Source organism: Frigidibacter sp. RF13 (genome assembly GCF_026626305.1).
Lineage (GTDB): Bacteria > Pseudomonadota > Alphaproteobacteria > Rhodobacterales > Rhodobacteraceae > TMP-24.
Genome location: NZ_JAPNUE010000009.1, coordinates 49,592 through 65,730 on the forward strand (window position 1 = coordinate 49,592; position 16,139 = coordinate 65,730).

Below are 16,139 nucleotides of genomic sequence, written 5' to 3' on the forward strand. Positions count from 1 at the left end.
TTTCGAAGCCTAGCTTGCCATTTCGGGATCGCTCATTCCTGACAATTCGGCAAGCGTTCCAGATAGCCATCCGGCAGAAACTCTGAATAGGAAACAATCGCATTGTAGCGACCGTCGAGAATATTGCTCCACTCCCGCACCATCTCGCCCGCCGCAGTCACTTCGAGTACTCGCCCCTCGATCGGCGAGGTGATCATCCAGTTGCCGTTCGGCAGGTGCTGATGCTTGCCCATGATGAAGGAATTGAAATTGGTTTCGGTTCCCTCGAAGAGATCGCGCGCCACGCCCGTCTTTGGATCGACCTGGATGATGGTTGAGCGATTGCGGTCGATATTGTTGGAAAAGACAGTGATCGTGCCGTCGGGCTGGAAGTCTGGATCGTGCTGATCCAGCCAGGGCCCGTGCTGGGCCCAGAGCACCCGATGTGTGCGCCGATCAATCACGGCGACCAGGTTGATATTGCGCAAGCTGATAAGCAGGTCACCGGCGCGGAATTGCGGGAAGGCCGGCGCCATCGCCGCACTCAGTGCCTCGACATCATTGGGATGAAGGATATCCTTTGTCTCTCCCTCCCTGGCATCGCGCGTGAATTTGAATCCTTCCGGGATGGTGAGCGCGAGCGCGTTCTGCGACGATTCGAGGATCACGTCGTCGATCAGATGCATCGTCTCCATGGTTTCGCCGGTTTCGGGGTCGAACCGCACCATCTCCTGATTCTGACCGCCCGACCACAGAGGTTCGGCCCAGGTCCAGTAGCCGTCATCCGCCTTTTCGATCGAGTGGTGATAGACCTGATCGTTCTTGTTCCAGATAGGTTTCCCGCACGCATCAAGGCGCGCCATCGACCGGCCATTGCCAAAATTGACCATGAGCGAGCCGTCCGGAAGCATCGTGGTGATATGCGCAAATTCGGTCGGGTTGCCGTCTGGGACCAGCAATGAATAGTCGATCGGCCGGGAATGAACGGTGATCCCCTCCTGATCGATCAGATCAGTGACGAAAGTCTGTGTGACCGGATCGAAACGGTTGATGACCCAATAACCCTTCGCCGCCCTCTCTGGGCGCTTGGCGACGTAGACCATGTCGGCGGAATAGTCAGCCCTGGGCTGGTAGGTGCCATCGCGAAGAAACTGGCCGGTCGCGCGCCAGGATCGCCAGAGCTTTTGGACGTCGGTCGTCAGCTGCCAGGGTTTCCAGTCCTTGTAGGTCGTCCACATGCCAGCCGCAAAGCTGAACAGGACTGCAAGAAAGAAGAGGGCGGAGAAGAATATGCGGCGCGCGGTCATGCATCCTCGATCTGTTGGCATCGGGCGAAGCGACGGTCTGGCGGAAGATTAGACGCGCGCAGGCAATTGCTCAATGACATGGCGTTGTGATTGCGCAGATTGTTGATCCGATGGGGTTAATTCGCTGATGGCAGTCGGATTCCAGGCCGTGCATCGGTCATCTGTGGCTTTTCAGCCTTGCGGTTGCCCTCTACGGTGCGGCGAGAACGGAGAGCGGAGCATGGCGCCGAAATTTGGGACAAGCGGGCTGAGAGGCCTTGTCTGCGACCTGACAGACGACCTGTGCGCGCGCTATGTGCGGGCCTTCCTTGATGTCATGCCGCCGGGCGATCTGCTTTATGTCGGGCGGGACCTGAGGCCGTCCTCGGTGCGGATTGCGGCCGCGGTTGCGGGGGCGGCGGACGGGCGGCGGGTGATCGACTGCGGTGCGCTGCCGACGCCTGCACTGGCGCTTGTGGCGATGGCGGCGGGTGCGCCTGCGGTCATGGTGACGGGCAGTCATATCCCGGCCGACCGCAACGGGTTGAAGTTCTATCGCCCGGAAGGCGAGATCACCAAGGCGGACGAGGAAGCGATCAGCGCGCGATCCGGGGCGGCGAGCGGTGCGGTCGCCCTCGTTGAGGCCGAAGCATTCGATGCGGCAGCGGCCTACGAGGCGCGGTATGTCGATTTCTTTGGGCCTGGTGCGCTGTTAGGTCTGAGGGTCGGGGTCTACGAACATTCGACGGTCGCGCGCGATGGCCTTGCGTCGGTCCTCTCGGTACTCGGTGCCGAAGTTGTGCGCTTCGGCCGGTCCGACAATTTCATTCCGGTCGATACCGAGGCGGTCAGCCCAGAGATGCGCGCCGCCCTTGGTGCTTGGGTGCGCGAGCACGGCGTCGATGCCATCGTCTCGGCGGACGGCGACGCAGATCGCCCGCTTCTCACCGATGCTTCGGGCCGGGTGGTGCCTGGCGATGTGCTTGGCGCCCTGACCGCGATGGCGCTTGGCGCCGATGTGGTAGTCACGCCGGTCTCCTCCAATACGCTGATCGAGCGGTGCGGCGCCTTTCGCCGCACGCTTCGCACCCGGATCGGTTCGCCCTATGTCGTAGCGGGAATCGAAGAGGTCCAGGGCGACGGCAGCCGCCCGGTGGGGTTCGAGGCGAACGGCGGCTTCCTTCTGGGCTTCACCGCCGAACGCGAGGGAAGACGCTTGCCCCCGCTTCTGACCCGCGATGCATTCCTGCCGATCCTGTCGGTCCTTGCGATGGCCCGGACCGAGGGCAACGGGGTCGCCGGGCTCCTCGCCCGCCTGCCGCAATGCTATACCGCCGCTGATCGGCTGGAGGACGCGCCGACGGACCGGTCGCAGGCGCTCGTCGCTCACCTCAGCCGTGACGAGGCCACGCGCATGGGCTTTTTCGAGGGATTTGGCGAGGAAGCGGCGGTCGATCTGACCGACGGGCTTCGTGTGAGCTTCACGGGCGGACTGATCCTGCATCTGCGCCCTTCGGGCAACGCACCGGAACTGAGGGTCTATGCCGAGGCTGGCAGTCATGAAGCCGCTGAGGCCGCGATGAGGGAGGTTCTCGCGCGGGCACGCCAGGCGCTTTCTACTGGCTGATCAATACAGCCCTCCGCTGGTTCTCGCGGGCGGTTGTATAAAAAAGGCCCCGGTGTGATGACCGGGGCCTCTTGGTTGGTGAAGAGAAGATCAGCCCTCGGCTGCCTCTTCCTTTTCCTTCTTCTCGGGCACGATTTCAGCGCCGGTTTCCTGGTCGACCATCTTCATGCCGAGCCGGACCTTGCCGCGATCGTCGAAGCCCAGGAGCTTGACCTTCACTTCCTGGCCTTCCTTCAGAAGCTCGTTCGGGTGGTTCAGGCGCTTGCCGGAAATCTGGGACACATGGACCAGACCGTCGCGCTTGCCGAAGAAGTTCACGAAGGCGCCGAAGTCGACGAGCTTGACCACCTTGCCGGTGTAGATCTTGCCCTCTTCCGGCTCGGCCACGATCGAATAGATCATGTCATAGGCGCGCTTGATCGCATTCGCGTCACTGGACGCGATCTTGATCACGCCGTCGTCGTTGATGTCGACCTTGGCACCCGACGTCTCGACGATCTCGCGGATGACCTTGCCGCCCGAGCCGATCACTTCGCGGATCTTGTCGGTCGGGATCGACATGGTTTCGATCTTCGGGGCATATTCGCTGAAGCCCTGCGGGGCCGACAGCGCCTTGTTCATCTCGCCGAGGATATGGAGACGGCCGTCTTTGGCCTGCGCGAGCGCCTGCTCCATGATCTCGGGCGTGATGCCCGCGACCTTGATGTCCATCTGCAGCGACGTGATGCCGTTCGTGGTGCCCGCGACCTTGAAGTCCATGTCGCCGAGGTGATCCTCGTCGCCCAGGATGTCGGTCAGGACCGCCCAGCGGCCGTCATCTTCAAGGATGAGGCCCATGGCCACGCCGGCGACAGGCGCCTTCAGCGGCACGCCCGCGTCCATCATCGACAGAGAGCCGCCGCAGACCGACGCCATCGAGGAGGAACCGTTCGATTCGGTGATCTCGGACACGACACGGATCGTGTAGGGGAAGTCGGTCGCAGCCGGCAGAACCGCCTGCAGCGCGCGCCAGGCGAGCTTGCCGTGGCCGATCTCGCGGCGGCCTGGCGAACCCACGCGGCCCACTTCGCCGACCGAATAGGGCGGGAAGTTGTAGTGCAGAAGGAAGTTCGAACGCCAGTTGCCGTTCAGCGCGTCGATGATCTGTTCATCCTCGCCGGTGCCAAGCGTCGTCACGACGAGACCCTGGGTTTCCCCCCGGGTGAAGAGCGCCGAGCCGTGCGTGCGCGGCAGGATGCCGGTTTCGCAGACGATCGGGCGGACGGTCTTGGTGTCGCGGCCGTCGATACGGGTGCCGTTCGTCACGACATCGCCGCGCAGGATCGACGATTCCAGCTTCTTGATCGCCGAGCCGAGGTTGGCGTCGGCCAGGTCTTCCTCGCCCAGCGATGCCTTGATCGCCTCGACCGCCGCCGAGATGGCGTTGGTGCGGTCCTGCTTGTCGCGGATCGCGAAGGCGGCACGCATCTGCGCTTCACCCGCGGCTTTCACCTTGCCGTAGATGGCCGAGATGTCGGGCGGCGTGAAGTCGAAGGGCTCTTTCGCGCAATCTTCGGCGAAATCGACGATCAGGTCGATGACCGGCTGCATCTGGGCATGGCCGAATTTCACCGCGCCCAGCATTTCGGCCTCGGTCAGCTCATAGGCTTCCGATTCCACCATCATCACCGCGTCCTTGGTGCCCGCGATGACGAGGTCCAGACGCTGGTCGGGGTTGTTCCGAAGCTGGTTCATGTCGTCCATGGCCGGGTTCAGAACATATTCGCCGTTCGAGAAGCCGACGCGCGCCGCGCCGATCGGGCCCATGAACGGAACGCCCGAGATGGTCAGCGCAGCCGAAGCCGCGATCATCGCGACGACGTCGGGGTCGTTCACGAGGTCACAGGACAGCACCGTCGCCATCACCAGGACTTCATGCTTGAAGCCTTCGACAAAGAGCGGGCGGCAGGGCCGGTCGATCAGGCGGGAGACCAGCGTTTCCTTCTCGGAAGGACGCGCTTCGCGCTTGAAGAAGCCGCCGGGGATCTTGCCCGCGGCATAGTATTTTTCCTGGTAATGCACGGTCAGGGGGAAAAAGTCCTGGCCGGGCTTGGGGGATTTGGCGAAGGTCACGTTGGCCATCACCTGGGTTTCGCCGAGCGTCGCGATGACCGACCCATCGGCCTGGCGCGCAACCTTCCCCGTTTCCAGTGTCAGCGTTTCTTCGCCCCACTGGATTGATTTCTTCGTCACATTGAACATCTATCGTTTCCTCAAGGAGGCATCCCGGCCCCTGCCGGTCCTCCGTTTTGCATGGCGGCCCCATTGCCGCCGCCCCCTATCCTTTGCATGCGGCCGGGGGCGGGCCTCACGTCACAGATGGACGGGGGCCATACAGGAAAACGGGGGGGTTGGGAAGCGGGAAGGCGATCCACAAAGCCAATGTCGCACTAAGCCTGCCATGGTGACGCTGAACTTCTCGCCTCCTGACCGACCAAGGGTTGTCACCTAAAGGCCGGAGAGCGAGGACAACAACCAGACCCATCGCCTGACTGTACGCCCCATAGTCGAGCCTCGGCTCGAGGCGGTGGTCGGCTACTCAGCAGCAGAAAGCATGCGGATACCTTCAACCCCTGCGTAGCTGGAACGGGGCAACCATTGCTGCATCGTGCGCTGCAAGAGCTTGTCCCCCGAGACATACATTCGTCCGGCCTCGATCTCGCGCGCGACAGTCGAGCGGCCATAAAAGATTGCGTTCAGCGATACCTTGCTCAGTTCCACGTAAAGGTCGATATCCAGATCGGGCATGGACACACAGACGCTGCAGGGCGCGCCGGGTTCGGCCAGCAGAAAGTAGGTCTTGTAAGGTCCGGGTTCGTCAGAGAAATTGAAACGCACTACAACGCGCCGTTGTGGAAAGCTGTCTGTTCTGATCAGTTTGCCATACTCCCACATCATGTGGGCCACGTCGTTCGTTGCCAGCGCGACCTCGGCGTCTATATTTCGCTGCGCCCAAATGCTCAGGGCATCCATTGCGGGTTCAAGGTCTATGGCCATCTGCGTGCGCACATAATCCACCGTGCCCTTCGCGCGATCCTCGATCCGCTCGATCAGGCCAATGCGTTCCAACTCGGCCAGACGTTTGGACAGGACGCCGGGCGAAATGTTGCCAACGGCGCGCCGCAGGTCTGAAAAGCGGGAATAGCCCGACCACATCTGGTTCAGGATCAACAGGGTCCAGCGTGGTTCGATTAGTTCACAGGCCTTGGACAGGGCGCAGATCGTTCCATAGGGTTTCGCGGGCATGGCACTCTCCCCTTTGCCCCAGCTTACGGGGTGCAGGTACACTGCTGCTAGTACGAAAACCGTAGTGCCACTGTTCCATTCCAGAACTGGCCGCTGGTGCGACCGCACCGCAGGATGGACGCCATGAACCTCCAAGTCAAAGGCGACATCATGCTGTACCGCGCTGACAATCAAACGACAAAGTCCAGCTTCATTTTGCGGCCAGAATTTATGGCGATGGTTCCTGGTCTCTGCCAGGAAATGATCCGCAGGCATCGAATCCGCCGTATCTGCAAGCGCATGAGCGATGCCGAGCTGCGTGATATCGGACTTAGCTCCGCTGACATCGAGCATGCCCTGTCGTTGCCGCTGGCCAAAGACGCAGGGGAATTTCTGGCGTCGGCCATACCCGACAAGCCCAACTGGTAAGTTCCGGCGACTCGTTTCGGCATGACCAGGTTCTGCCGGTTGCTGATCAACCGCTTGCCGTCAGGGCAACCCGGTCTAGGGGCTCAGGCACGCTTCATCCCCGGCTTCGGCGGCAGGCCGTAGGCCTTGCGGGCCGTCACCAGCCGCAGGTCCTCGGGGTCCATGCCGATCGACAGGATCGTCTTGCGGTCGAAGCGGGCCTTGGCGGCCTCGGCATCGTGGGGGGTGCCGAACAGGCGATCGATCCAGCCCATGCCGAGGCTCACGTGGTAGGTCGCGTGGTGGTCCTGATAGTGGTGGGCCAGATGGTCGCGGGTGATCTTCTGGCCGATCCAGCCCTTCGGCACGTTCAGATGGGCGAGCGTGTGGCAATATTCATAGAAGGCGAAGGCCGAGACCGAGCCGAGGAAGAGGCCGACGAAGGCAAACAGGAAGGCGGTTTGCAGGCCGAGGAACGGCCAGAGGAGAACCGTGTGCACCGCCACCGAGATCAGGCCGAAGCGGACCGGATACCAATGGTCGTCGCCGGTGAAGAGCTCGGGGTCCGCAGGGAATTCGTGGTGGCCGATGTGGCTGCGGTAGAGATGGTTGAAGATGCCCTGTTCGGTCGGGGGTTTGCGATGCAGCAGGAAGCGGTGCATCACATATTCGACGAAGAATTGCAGGACGACGCCGTAGAGGACCGCGATGACCAGCAAGGGCGTCCAGGCCCATACGGCTAGTGCAACAGCCGCGAGCCAGAAGGGAAAGAGACGCTGCAGGCTGCCCATATGCAGAAGGACGCGCAGGGTGGGGATCATCGGCTGGCTCCGGCAAAGCTGAACGGGTGAGTTCAGATGTGCGACCGGCCTGCCGTGCACGTCAACAGGGACGCCACGTCACGCGGACCCTCAGGCCGTCAGCCGCGCCACAGCCCAGCGGGCCGCATCGGCAACCGCCTCGTCGCGCGCATCCAGATGGGCGGCGGCATGGGGCGCAAGTGACGCATCGCCGGAATTTCCGATGGCATAAAGCACGTTGCGGAGGAGCCGGTCGCGGCCGATCCGCTTGATCGGGCTGCCGGAGAAAAGCGCGCGGAAGGCGGCATCGTCGAGCGCAGCGAGCTCGGCCAATCGCGGCGCCTCCGCGAAGCGGCTCGCATAGCCCGTCTCGGACGCCGCTTGCGCGAACTTGTTCCAGGGGCAGGCGGCAAGGCAATCGTCACAGCCATAGATCCGGTTGCCGAGAAGCGGGCGCAGCTCTTCCTCGACCGGCCCCTTATGCTCGATCGTCAGGTAGGAAATGCAGCGGCGCGCGTCGATCTGGTAGGGGGCGGGAAAGGCCTTGGTCGGGCAGATGTCGAGACAGGCGGTGCAGGAGCCGCAATGGCTGACCTCGGCCGTATCGGGCTGAATTTCCAGGGTCGTGAAGATCGCGCCAAGGAAGAACCAGCTGCCAAGTTCGCGCGACAGAAGGTTCGTGTGCTTGCCCTGCCAGCCAAGCCCCGCCGCTGCCCCGAGCGGCTTTTCCATCACCGGCGCGGTATCGACGAACACCTTGATCTCGCCGCCGCCCGCACCGATCAGCCAGCGGCCAAGGCGCTTGAGGCGCTTTTTGACGATATCGTGGTAATCCTTGCCCTGCGCATAGACGGAAATCGCCGCCCGATCCCTCCGGCCCAGAACCTCCAGCGGATCGTACGGCGGCGTATAGGCTTCGGCCAGCATGATCACCGTGCGCGCCTCGGGCCAGAGCGCGGCCGGGTTGCCGCGCCAGTTTATCCGTTCGGCCATCCAGCCCATCTGGCCGTGGCGGCCCTCAGCCACGAAAGTCGCAAGGCGTCCGGCGGCCTCGGGGATGGCGTCGGGACGACAAAAGCCGAGGGCGGCAAAACCCTCGGCTTTTGCTTGGTCGATGATCAGGGATTTCAGGTCGGCCGAGTGGCGGCTCACCGTGTCATCCCGTCCCAGAAGTTCTTGACCTTCGAGAAGAAGGAGGAACCTTCGGGGTTGTTGTTGGCCTCGATCGCGTCGAACTCGCGCAGGATTTCCTTTTGCCGCGCCGTCAGGTTCACCGGCGTTTCGACGGCGAACTCGATCAACATGTCACCGACGCCGCCCCCGCGCAGCGCGGGCATGCCCTTGGCGCGGAGCCTCAGCTGTTTGCCGTTCTGTGCGCCCGCCGGCACCTTGACCAGACTGCGCCCACCGTCGATCGTCGGCACCTCGACCTCGCCGCCAAGCGCTGCGGTCGGCATCGAGACCGGGATGCGGCAGTAAAGGTTCACGCCGTCGCGCTGGAAAAGCGCATGTTCCTTCACCTCGATGAAGATATAGAGATCACCCGCCGGTCCGCCACGCAGGCCCGCCTCGCCCTCGCCGCCAAGGCGGATGCGGGTACCGGTTTCCACGCCTGCCGGGATGTTGACCGACAGTTGGCGTTCCTTCTCGATCCGGCCCGCGCCACGGCAGGCCTTGCAGGGGTTCTTCACGATCTGGCCCGCGCCGTTGCAGGTCGGGCAGGTGCGTTCGACGGTGAAGAAGCCCTGCTGAGCACGCACCTTGCCCATGCCCGAACAGGTCGGACAGGTCTGGGGTTCCGAGCCGCTTTCCGCGCCGGTGCCGCTGCAGGCGCCGCAATTGACGGCCGTAGGTACGGTGATCGCCTTCTGCACGCCCTTATAGGCTTCTTCGAGCGTGACGCGCAGGTTGTAGCGCAGGTCCGACCCGCGCGTCGCGCGTTGCCGTCCCCCGCCACCGCCGCGACCGCCACCCATGAAATCGCCGAAAAGATCCTCGAACACGTCAGAGAAAGCGCTGGCGAAATCGCCTTGACCGCCGCCGCGCGGGCCCCCGCCCATGCCGCCCTCGAAGGCCGCATGGCCGAACCGGTCATAGGCCGCTTTCTTCTGGTCGTCCTTCAGGCATTCGTAGGCCTCGTTCACTTCCTTGAACGCGGCTTCCGACTTGGGATCGTCCTTGTTGCGGTCGGGATGAAGTTCCTTTGCCTTCGACCGGTAGGCCTTTTTTATCTCGTCGGCCGATGCCCCGCGCTGGACGCCCAGAACCTCGTAATAGTCGCGTTTTGCCATTCTGCACCCACTTTCGGGAAACGCGCAGGGCCGGCCCGGTCAAAACCGGACCGGCCCCCGGGTTCAGGCGGCCTTAGCGGCGCCGCTTGTCTTCGCCAAGGTCCTCGAAATCGGCATCGACGATATCGTCATCCACGCCGCGCGGACCTTCTTCCTCATCACCGGCCTTGGCGGCGCCCTCGGCCTGGCTCGCCTTGTAGATCGCTTCGCCAAGCTTCATCGACGCGTCCATCAGGTTCTGGATGCCGCCCTTGATCTTGCCGGCTTCCTCGGACTTGAGCGCTTCTTCAAGCGCGCCCATCGCCAGTTCGATCGCCTCGACGGTCGAACCGTCGACCTTGTCGCCATGCTCTTCGAGCGACTTCTTGGTCGAGTGGATCAGGCCCTCGGCCTGGTTCTTGGCCTCGACCAGTTCCTTGCGGCTCTTGTCGGCCTCGGCATTGGCCTCGGCGTCCTTCACCATCTTCTCGATCTCGTCGTCCGACAGACCGCCCGAGGCCTGGATGGTGATCGCCTGCTCGCGACCCGTCCCCTTGTCCTTAGCCTTGACCGAGACGATGCCGTTCGCATCGATGTCGAACGTGACCTCGATCTGCGGCAGACCGCGCGGGGCGGGCGGGATTTCCTCAAGGTTGAACTGGCCGAGCAGCTTGTTGTCGGCCGCCATTTCACGCTCGCCCTGGAAGACGCGCAGCGTCACGGCATTCTGGTTGTCCTCGGCGGTCGAGAAGATCTGGGACTTCTTCGTCGGGATCGTGGTGTTGCGGTCGATCAGACGGGTGAAGACCCCGCCCAAAGTCTCGATCCCGAGCGAGAGAGGCGTCACGTCGAGAAGGACAACATCTTTCACGTCGCCCTGAAGCACACCGGCCTGGATCGCCGCGCCAAGCGCCACGACCTCATCGGGGTTCACGCCCTTGTGCGGCTCCTTGCCGAAGAAGTTCGTCACTTCCTCGATCACCTTCGGCATGCGGGTCATGCCGCCGACCAGAACCACCTCGTCAATGTCGCCCTTCGACACGCCCGCATCCTTCAGCGCGGCGTCGCAGGGTTTCAGCGACTTCTTGATCAGGTCGCCCACGAGGCTTTCCAGCTTCGAACGCGTCAGCTTCATCACCATGTGAAGCGGTGTGCCCGACTTCATGTCCATAGAGATGAACGGCTGGTTGATTTCGGTCTGCTGGCTCGAGGACAGTTCGATCTTGGCCTTTTCAGCCGCTTCCTTCAGCCGCTGCAGCGCCATCTTGTCCTTGGTCAGGTCGACGCCATGTTCCTTTTTGAACTCGTCGGCCAGATAGTTGACGATGCGCATGTCGAAGTCCTCGCCGCCGAGGAACGTGTCCCCGTTCGTCGATTTCACCTCGAAGAGGCCATCATCGATCTCAAGGATCGTGATGTCGAACGTACCGCCGCCAAGGTCATAGACCGCGATGGTTTTGGTCTCTTTCTTGTCGAGGCCATAAGCCAGCGCCGCTGCCGTCGGTTCGTTGATGATGCGCAGAACCTCAAGGCCTGCGATCTTGCCCGCGTCCTTGGTCGCCTGACGCTGGGCGTCGTTGAAATAGGCGGGAACCGTGATAACCGCCTGCGTGACCGTCTCGCCGAGGTAGCTTTCGGCTGTTTCCTTCATCTTCTGCAGGATGACGGCAGAGATCTGGGCGGGGCTGAACTTCTCGCCGCGTACTTCGACCCAGGCGTCGCCATTGCCGCCGTCGACGATCGAATAGGGGACGAGTTTCTTGTCCTTTTCCACTTCCGCGTCGGTGACGCGGCGGCCGATCAGGCGCTTCACTGCGAAGATGGTGTTCGACGGGTTGGTGACGGCCTGACGCTTGGCGGCCTGGCCCACAAGGCGTTCGCTGTCGGTATAGCCCACGATCGAGGGCGTGGTGCGGGCGCCTTCCGAGTTCTCGATCACGCGGGGTTTCGACCCGTCCATGATCGCGACGCAGGAGTTGGTGGTCCCGAGGTCGATCCCGATGACTTTGGCCATAGTAATTCCTCTTCCTTCGGCGATGATAAGGAGCCGGGTCCCATAAGGCCCCCGCCTCCGATCCCAAATTGTGACCGGGGTGCCCCCCGACCGGCTTCTGGGCGTATATAGGGAGGGGGAATTGCCCCTGCAAGCGGCGAGAGAAGCGGAAAAGCGGAAAGAAATCGTGGAAAAGCCGGGTCATTCTTCCACTTTCCCGACACCGTCGGCGGTGATCCGCGGCATGCGCCTTCACGCGGGCTGGATTTCGCCGGAGGACCAGCGCGCTCTGGTTTCCGGCCTGCGCAGCGTGATCGCCGCCGCGCCGCTCTTTGCGCCGCTGACCGGCTGGGGCAAGCCGATGAGCGTGCGCATGACGTCCGCCGGGCGGTTCGGCTGGTATTCCGATCGAAAGGGCTATCGCTATATCGACCGGCATCCCTCGGGCAGCGCCTGGCCGCCGATCCCGGACCGGGCGCTTGAGGTCTGGCGGGCGCTCGCAGGCTCGGCGCGCGACCCCGAATGCTGCCTGATCAACTGGTATGGTCCAGAGGCGCGCATGGGCCTGCATCAGGATCGCGACGAGGCGGATTTCACCGAACCGGTCCTGTCAATCAGCCTCGGCGACGATGGCCTGTTCCGCGTCGGCAATATCGACCGCGGCGGGCCGAGCGAAAGTGTCTGGCTGCGATCGGGCGACGTGCTGGTGATGGAAGGCGCCTCGCGCCTTCTCCATCACGGTATCGACCGGATCGCGGCAGGTACCTCGACACTCCTCGAACGGCCGGGGCGGATCAATCTGACCTTGCGCGTCGTGACCTGAAGAAATCCGGCGGTGGTAGAGCGGACCACGACGGCGATGCCCCCTTGAGAGAAGGGTTGATTAGACGGGCCGTGCCCCTATAATCCTTTCTGAAATCGGCAATATGCCAAGCGGCAAACAGGCCCCGACTGCAGTTCCACAAAGGCTGCGGCGGGGCTTTTTTCATTGCCGGTATGGGGGGATTTTGGGGGCGATGAAGCGGCGAATCGAACTGGGGCTTCTGTTCTCGCGCTCGGGTAGCTACTCGCTGATCTCAGAGGCCTGCCGGACTGGTGTCCTGTCGGCAATTGCCCGCATCAATGCCGATCCCGAGATCGACCTCAGCTTCGTTCCCGTCGAGCGCGATCCCGGTGGGAATTTCGACCTCTACGGGCCGATGTGCGCCGAGATCCTGCGTGACACGGGCGCGCGCCATGTGGTTGGCTGCGTCACCTCCTGGAGCCGGAAGGAGGTCATTCCCACGCTGGAAAAGCATGGCGGCACGCTTTGGTACGCGGTGCCTTACGAAGGGTTCGAGGCCTCCGACCATGTGGTCTATACCCATGCCTGCCCTAACCAGCATCTGCTGCCGCTTCTCGACTGGGTCATGCCCGCCCATGGCCGCCGCGCCTATCTGACCGGCTCGAACTATATCTGGGGATGGGAGATGAACCGTCTCGCGCGCGAACGGATCGTGCTGGCGGGCGGCGAAGTGATGGGCGAGCGCTATCTGCCGATCGGGTCGCGCGATGTCGGCCGGATGATCGAAGAGATTCGATTCGCCCGGCCCGACTTCGTGCTGAATTCGCTGATCGGCCCGTCGTCCTACGAATTCCTGACGGCCTATCGGGCATTGGGTGAGGAAGACGGCCATTTCCGGCCCGATACCTGCCCGATCCTGTCCTGCAACCTGACCGAATGCGAACTGCCCGCGCTCGGGCCAGCGGCGGAAGGGCTGGTGTCGGCGGGCCCCTATTTTCGTGGCGAAGAAGGTTGGCCCGGCGGCGGCAGCTTCGGCTCCTCGCACGAGGCGGCGGCGTTCACAGCGGTGCGGGAACTCGCGCGGCTTCTGGCCGGGCGGCCGGGGGCGGAAAACCTGAGCCTTGCCGAACTTCTGGCTTCGGATCAGGGCGGTATCGTCGATCCAGGTACCCATCACACCATCCTGCCCGCGCTGATCGCCCGTGTCGAAGGCGGCCGGTTCCGGGTAATCCAGCGCCGTGCCGATCTGCCGGGCGATCCCTATCTGACCCGCACCGTCGACACGCCCGCCGCCGCGACGCTGAGGCTGGTGAAATGAGGCGCCCGATCCGCATCCAGAACCTTGGCGGCGCGCGGGCGGCGATCCTGCACCGGCCTCATGCCACCGTGCAGGCGCTGACACGGCAGCTTGCGGCGATCGGGCTTGAGGTAACGCAGTTCTGGCCCGAGCTGGGACCGGAAGCGCTGGGTGCGGATTTCGTCTTCTTCGATGCCGACATGGGCCATGACGGCATGTTCCCCTGGCCACCAGGCGCACCGCCGATGCCGATGATCGCGCTCATCGGGTCCGAGGCGCCGGGGCGGATCGAATGGTCGCTGAGGGCGGGCGCGCATGCCCAGCTGTTGAAGCCCGTCGGCGATCACGGCGCCTATTCCGCGCTTCTGATCGCACGCGACGCCTTTGATGCCCAGCATGCCCTGTCGGCGGAGATCGACGAACTGCGTCAACGCCTCGACCGGCGTCAGACGGTGGTCAGGGCGGTGACGCTGCTGGCCGCGCGCGGAAAAAGCGAGGAGGCCGCCTATGCCCAGTTGCGCCAGATGGCGATGTCTTGGCGCGTTACGTTCGAAGAGGCGGCGGAAAGGATCGTCGCGGGTTCTCGCGGGCCAATGCCCTTGACGCGGGAGGAAGGCGATGGCTGACGCGACCGCCTCGGCCATTCCTGCCCCGGAGGGCGCGTTCCGTCGGCTGATAGAGCGGCGACTGGCGCTGTTCGGTCTCTCGCTGATCCTTCTTGTCGTGGCAGGTGCTCTCTTTGCGCCGTGGATTGCCCCCTATGCGCCTGAAGAGCAGCATTTCGACGGGCTTACGATAGAAGGCGCGCCGCTGTCGCCGAATGCGCAATTCTGGATGGGCACCGATCTGCTCGGCCGCGACCTTTTCAGCCGGATGCTGTATGGCGCCCAGACCTCGCTGATCATCGGTATCGTCGCGAATGGGCTCGCGCTGATCATCGGCACTATTGTCGGCCTGACCGCCGGGTTCTTCCGCGGCTGGATTGGCGCAGTCCTGATGCGCTTCACCGACCTGATGATGGCCTTTCCCGCGCTCTTGCTCGCTATCTGCCTTGCAGCGATCTTCAAGCCCTCGCTCTGGATCGTCGCGCTGGTGATCGCGCTGGTGAACTGGGTGCAGACGGCTCGGGTTATCTACACACAGACCAGTTCACTAGCCGAGCGCGATTTCATTGCGGCTGAGCGCACCTTGGGTGCAGGATCTGGCCGCATCCTCTTTCGTCATCTTCTGCCGCATCTGCTGCCGACAATCATTGTGCATACAACACTCGGGATATCGACGACGGTACTTCTGGAGGCAACGCTGTCCTTTCTCGGTGTCGGCGTGCAGCCGCCGACGCCAAGCTGGGGCAATATCATCTTCGAAAACCAGACCTATTTTCAGGCCGCGCCCTGGCTCGTTTTTATCCCCGGCACAGCAATTATCCTCTTGGCGTTGGCCTTCAACCTCGTGGGTGATGTGCTGCGCGACGTTATGGATCCGACGCAAAGGGGGCTCGATTAGAGTGGGTCGCTATCTTCTGAGTCGATTCCTACAGTCAATCCTGATCCTTCTGGGCATCAGTTTCGTGACGTTCGTCCTTCTCTATGTTCTGCCCGCCGATCCGGTGCGCCAGATCGCGGGGCGGTCGGCGACGGCGGAAACGGTCGAGAATATCCGCCGCCAGCTTGGCCTCGACCAGCCCTTCATCGTCCAGTACGGCCGCTATCTGGCGGGCCTTGCGCAAGGCGATCTCGGCCGCAGCTATCTGCAGAAGTCCGAGGTGACCGAGCTGATCCTGTCGCGCCTGCCTGCCTCTCTGCAGCTGATGGCGGCGGGAATCTTCGCCGAGCTGGTTCTGGGTCTCGGCATGGGGATCGCGGCAGCGGTCCTGCGCGGGCGCATGGCCGATCAGCTTCTGATGATGACCTCGTTCGTCACCGTGTCTGCCCCGCAATTCGTGGTCAGCCTCTTGATGCTCTACATCTTCGCCGTCAGGCTCGGCTGGTTCCCGATCGGCGGCTATGGCACAGCGGCCCATCTCGTCCTGCCCGCGCTCACTCTCGGTATCCTCGGATCGGGCTGGTACAGCCGGATGATGCGATCCTCGATGATCGATGTCCTGCGCGCCGACTATATCCGCACCGCCCGCGCCAAGGGGCTGGGGCGCAGCCGGGTGATCCTGCGCCATGCGCTGCCGAACGCCATCCTGCCGGTCATAGCCATGATCGGCATCGACATCGGCATCTTCATGGGCGGCATCGTCGTGGTGGAATCGGTCTTCGGCTGGCCCGGCATCGGCCAGCTTGCCTGGCAGGCGATCCAGCGCGTCGACATTCCGATCATCATGGGCGTCACGCTGATCTCGGCCTGCGCCATCGTCCTTGGAAATCTTCTGGCCGACCTGATCGCGCCCATGATCGACCCGAGAATAAGACTGAAATAGCCAACA

The 16,139-nt window shown here is 63.1% G+C and carries 14 protein-coding genes; 7 read left to right on the forward strand and 7 right to left on the reverse strand.

The window, feature by feature from the left end; genetic code table 11:
* Window positions 1-32 precede the first annotated feature (32 nt).
* The gene (locus tag OU426_RS15130; RefSeq protein WP_267634882.1) at window positions 33-1,286 is read right to left on the reverse strand and encodes an arylsulfotransferase family protein; all 1,254 of its coding nucleotides are present in this window, start codon (window positions 1,284-1,286) and stop codon (window positions 33-35) included.
* Window positions 1,287-1,506: 220 nt separating this feature from the next.
* Here OU426_RS15130 and OU426_RS15135 point away from each other — a divergent pair, with 220 nt between their 5' ends.
* Entirely contained in the window at window positions 1,507-2,892 is a 1,386-nt protein-coding gene (locus OU426_RS15135) for a phosphomannomutase (RefSeq protein WP_267634883.1), read from the forward strand.
* A 90-nt stretch (window positions 2,893-2,982) separates the two neighbouring features.
* On the opposite strand, the gene pnp is transcribed toward OU426_RS15135, so the two are convergent.
* Window positions 2,983-5,133: a polyribonucleotide nucleotidyltransferase gene (gene pnp, locus OU426_RS15140; protein ID WP_267634885.1), complete on the reverse strand. Its 2,151-nt coding sequence runs from the start codon at window positions 5,131-5,133 to the stop codon at window positions 2,983-2,985.
* A gap of 333 nt (window positions 5,134-5,466) precedes the next feature.
* Window positions 5,467-6,177 carry a winged helix-turn-helix transcriptional regulator gene (locus tag OU426_RS15145; protein ID WP_267634887.1) on the reverse strand — a complete coding sequence of 237 codons (711 nt, stop codon included), beginning with the start codon at window positions 6,175-6,177 and terminating at the stop codon, window positions 5,467-5,469.
* Between the two features lie 123 nt (window positions 6,178-6,300).
* On the opposite strand from OU426_RS15145, the gene OU426_RS15150 reads away from it, so the two are divergent.
* Window positions 6,301-6,585 (forward strand): YjiS-like domain-containing protein, encoded by a 285-nt coding sequence (locus tag OU426_RS15150; RefSeq protein ID WP_267634888.1) that lies wholly within the window; start codon window positions 6,301-6,303, stop codon window positions 6,583-6,585.
* Window positions 6,586-6,668: 83 nt separating this feature from the next.
* Here OU426_RS15150 and OU426_RS15155 read toward each other — a convergent pair whose 3' ends face one another.
* The 4 genes from OU426_RS15155 to dnaK form a co-directional block, all read right to left on the reverse strand.
* Window positions 6,669-7,385 carry a sterol desaturase family protein gene (locus tag OU426_RS15155; RefSeq protein WP_267634889.1) on the reverse strand — a complete coding sequence of 239 codons (717 nt, stop codon included), beginning with the start codon at window positions 7,383-7,385 and terminating at the stop codon, window positions 6,669-6,671.
* A gap of 90 nt (window positions 7,386-7,475) precedes the next feature.
* Window positions 7,476-8,516: a tRNA epoxyqueuosine(34) reductase QueG gene (gene queG / locus OU426_RS15160; protein ID WP_267634891.1), complete on the reverse strand. Its 1,041-nt coding sequence runs from the start codon at window positions 8,514-8,516 to the stop codon at window positions 7,476-7,478.
* A complete protein-coding gene (dnaJ, locus tag OU426_RS15165; protein ID WP_267634892.1) occupies window positions 8,513-9,655 on the reverse strand; it encodes a molecular chaperone DnaJ in 1,143 nt (380 codons plus the stop codon). The genes queG and dnaJ overlap by 4 nt, the downstream gene beginning before the upstream one ends.
* A gap of 73 nt (window positions 9,656-9,728) precedes the next feature.
* Window positions 9,729-11,648, reverse strand: coding sequence for a molecular chaperone DnaK (dnaK, locus tag OU426_RS15170; RefSeq protein WP_267634893.1), 1,920 nt, complete (start codon window positions 11,646-11,648; stop codon window positions 9,729-9,731).
* A 223-nt stretch (window positions 11,649-11,871) separates the two neighbouring features.
* Between dnaK and OU426_RS15175 the strand changes: the two genes are divergently transcribed.
* The 5 genes from OU426_RS15175 (at window position 11,872) to OU426_RS15195 (ending at window position 16,133) form a co-directional block, all read left to right on the forward strand.
* The gene (locus OU426_RS15175; protein WP_267634950.1) at window positions 11,872-12,450 is read left to right on the forward strand and encodes an alpha-ketoglutarate-dependent dioxygenase AlkB family protein; all 579 of its coding nucleotides are present in this window, start codon (window positions 11,872-11,874) and stop codon (window positions 12,448-12,450) included.
* Between the two features lie 193 nt (window positions 12,451-12,643).
* On the forward strand, window positions 12,644-13,729 hold the full coding sequence (locus OU426_RS15180) for a transporter substrate-binding protein (RefSeq protein WP_267634894.1): 1,086 nt from the start codon (window positions 12,644-12,646) through the stop codon (window positions 13,727-13,729).
* Window positions 13,726-14,334 (forward strand): ANTAR domain-containing response regulator, encoded by a 609-nt coding sequence (locus tag OU426_RS15185; RefSeq protein ID WP_267634895.1) that lies wholly within the window; start codon window positions 13,726-13,728, stop codon window positions 14,332-14,334. Before OU426_RS15180 ends, OU426_RS15185 begins: the two co-directional genes overlap by 4 nt.
* Window positions 14,327-15,211: an ABC transporter permease gene (locus tag OU426_RS15190; RefSeq protein ID WP_267634896.1), complete on the forward strand. Its 885-nt coding sequence runs from the start codon at window positions 14,327-14,329 to the stop codon at window positions 15,209-15,211. The genes OU426_RS15185 and OU426_RS15190 overlap by 8 nt, the downstream gene beginning before the upstream one ends.
* Before the next feature lies 1 nt (window position 15,212).
* Entirely contained in the window at window positions 15,213-16,133 is a 921-nt protein-coding gene (locus tag OU426_RS15195; protein WP_267634897.1) for an ABC transporter permease, read from the forward strand.
* The last annotated feature ends 6 nt before the right edge of the window (window positions 16,134-16,139 follow it).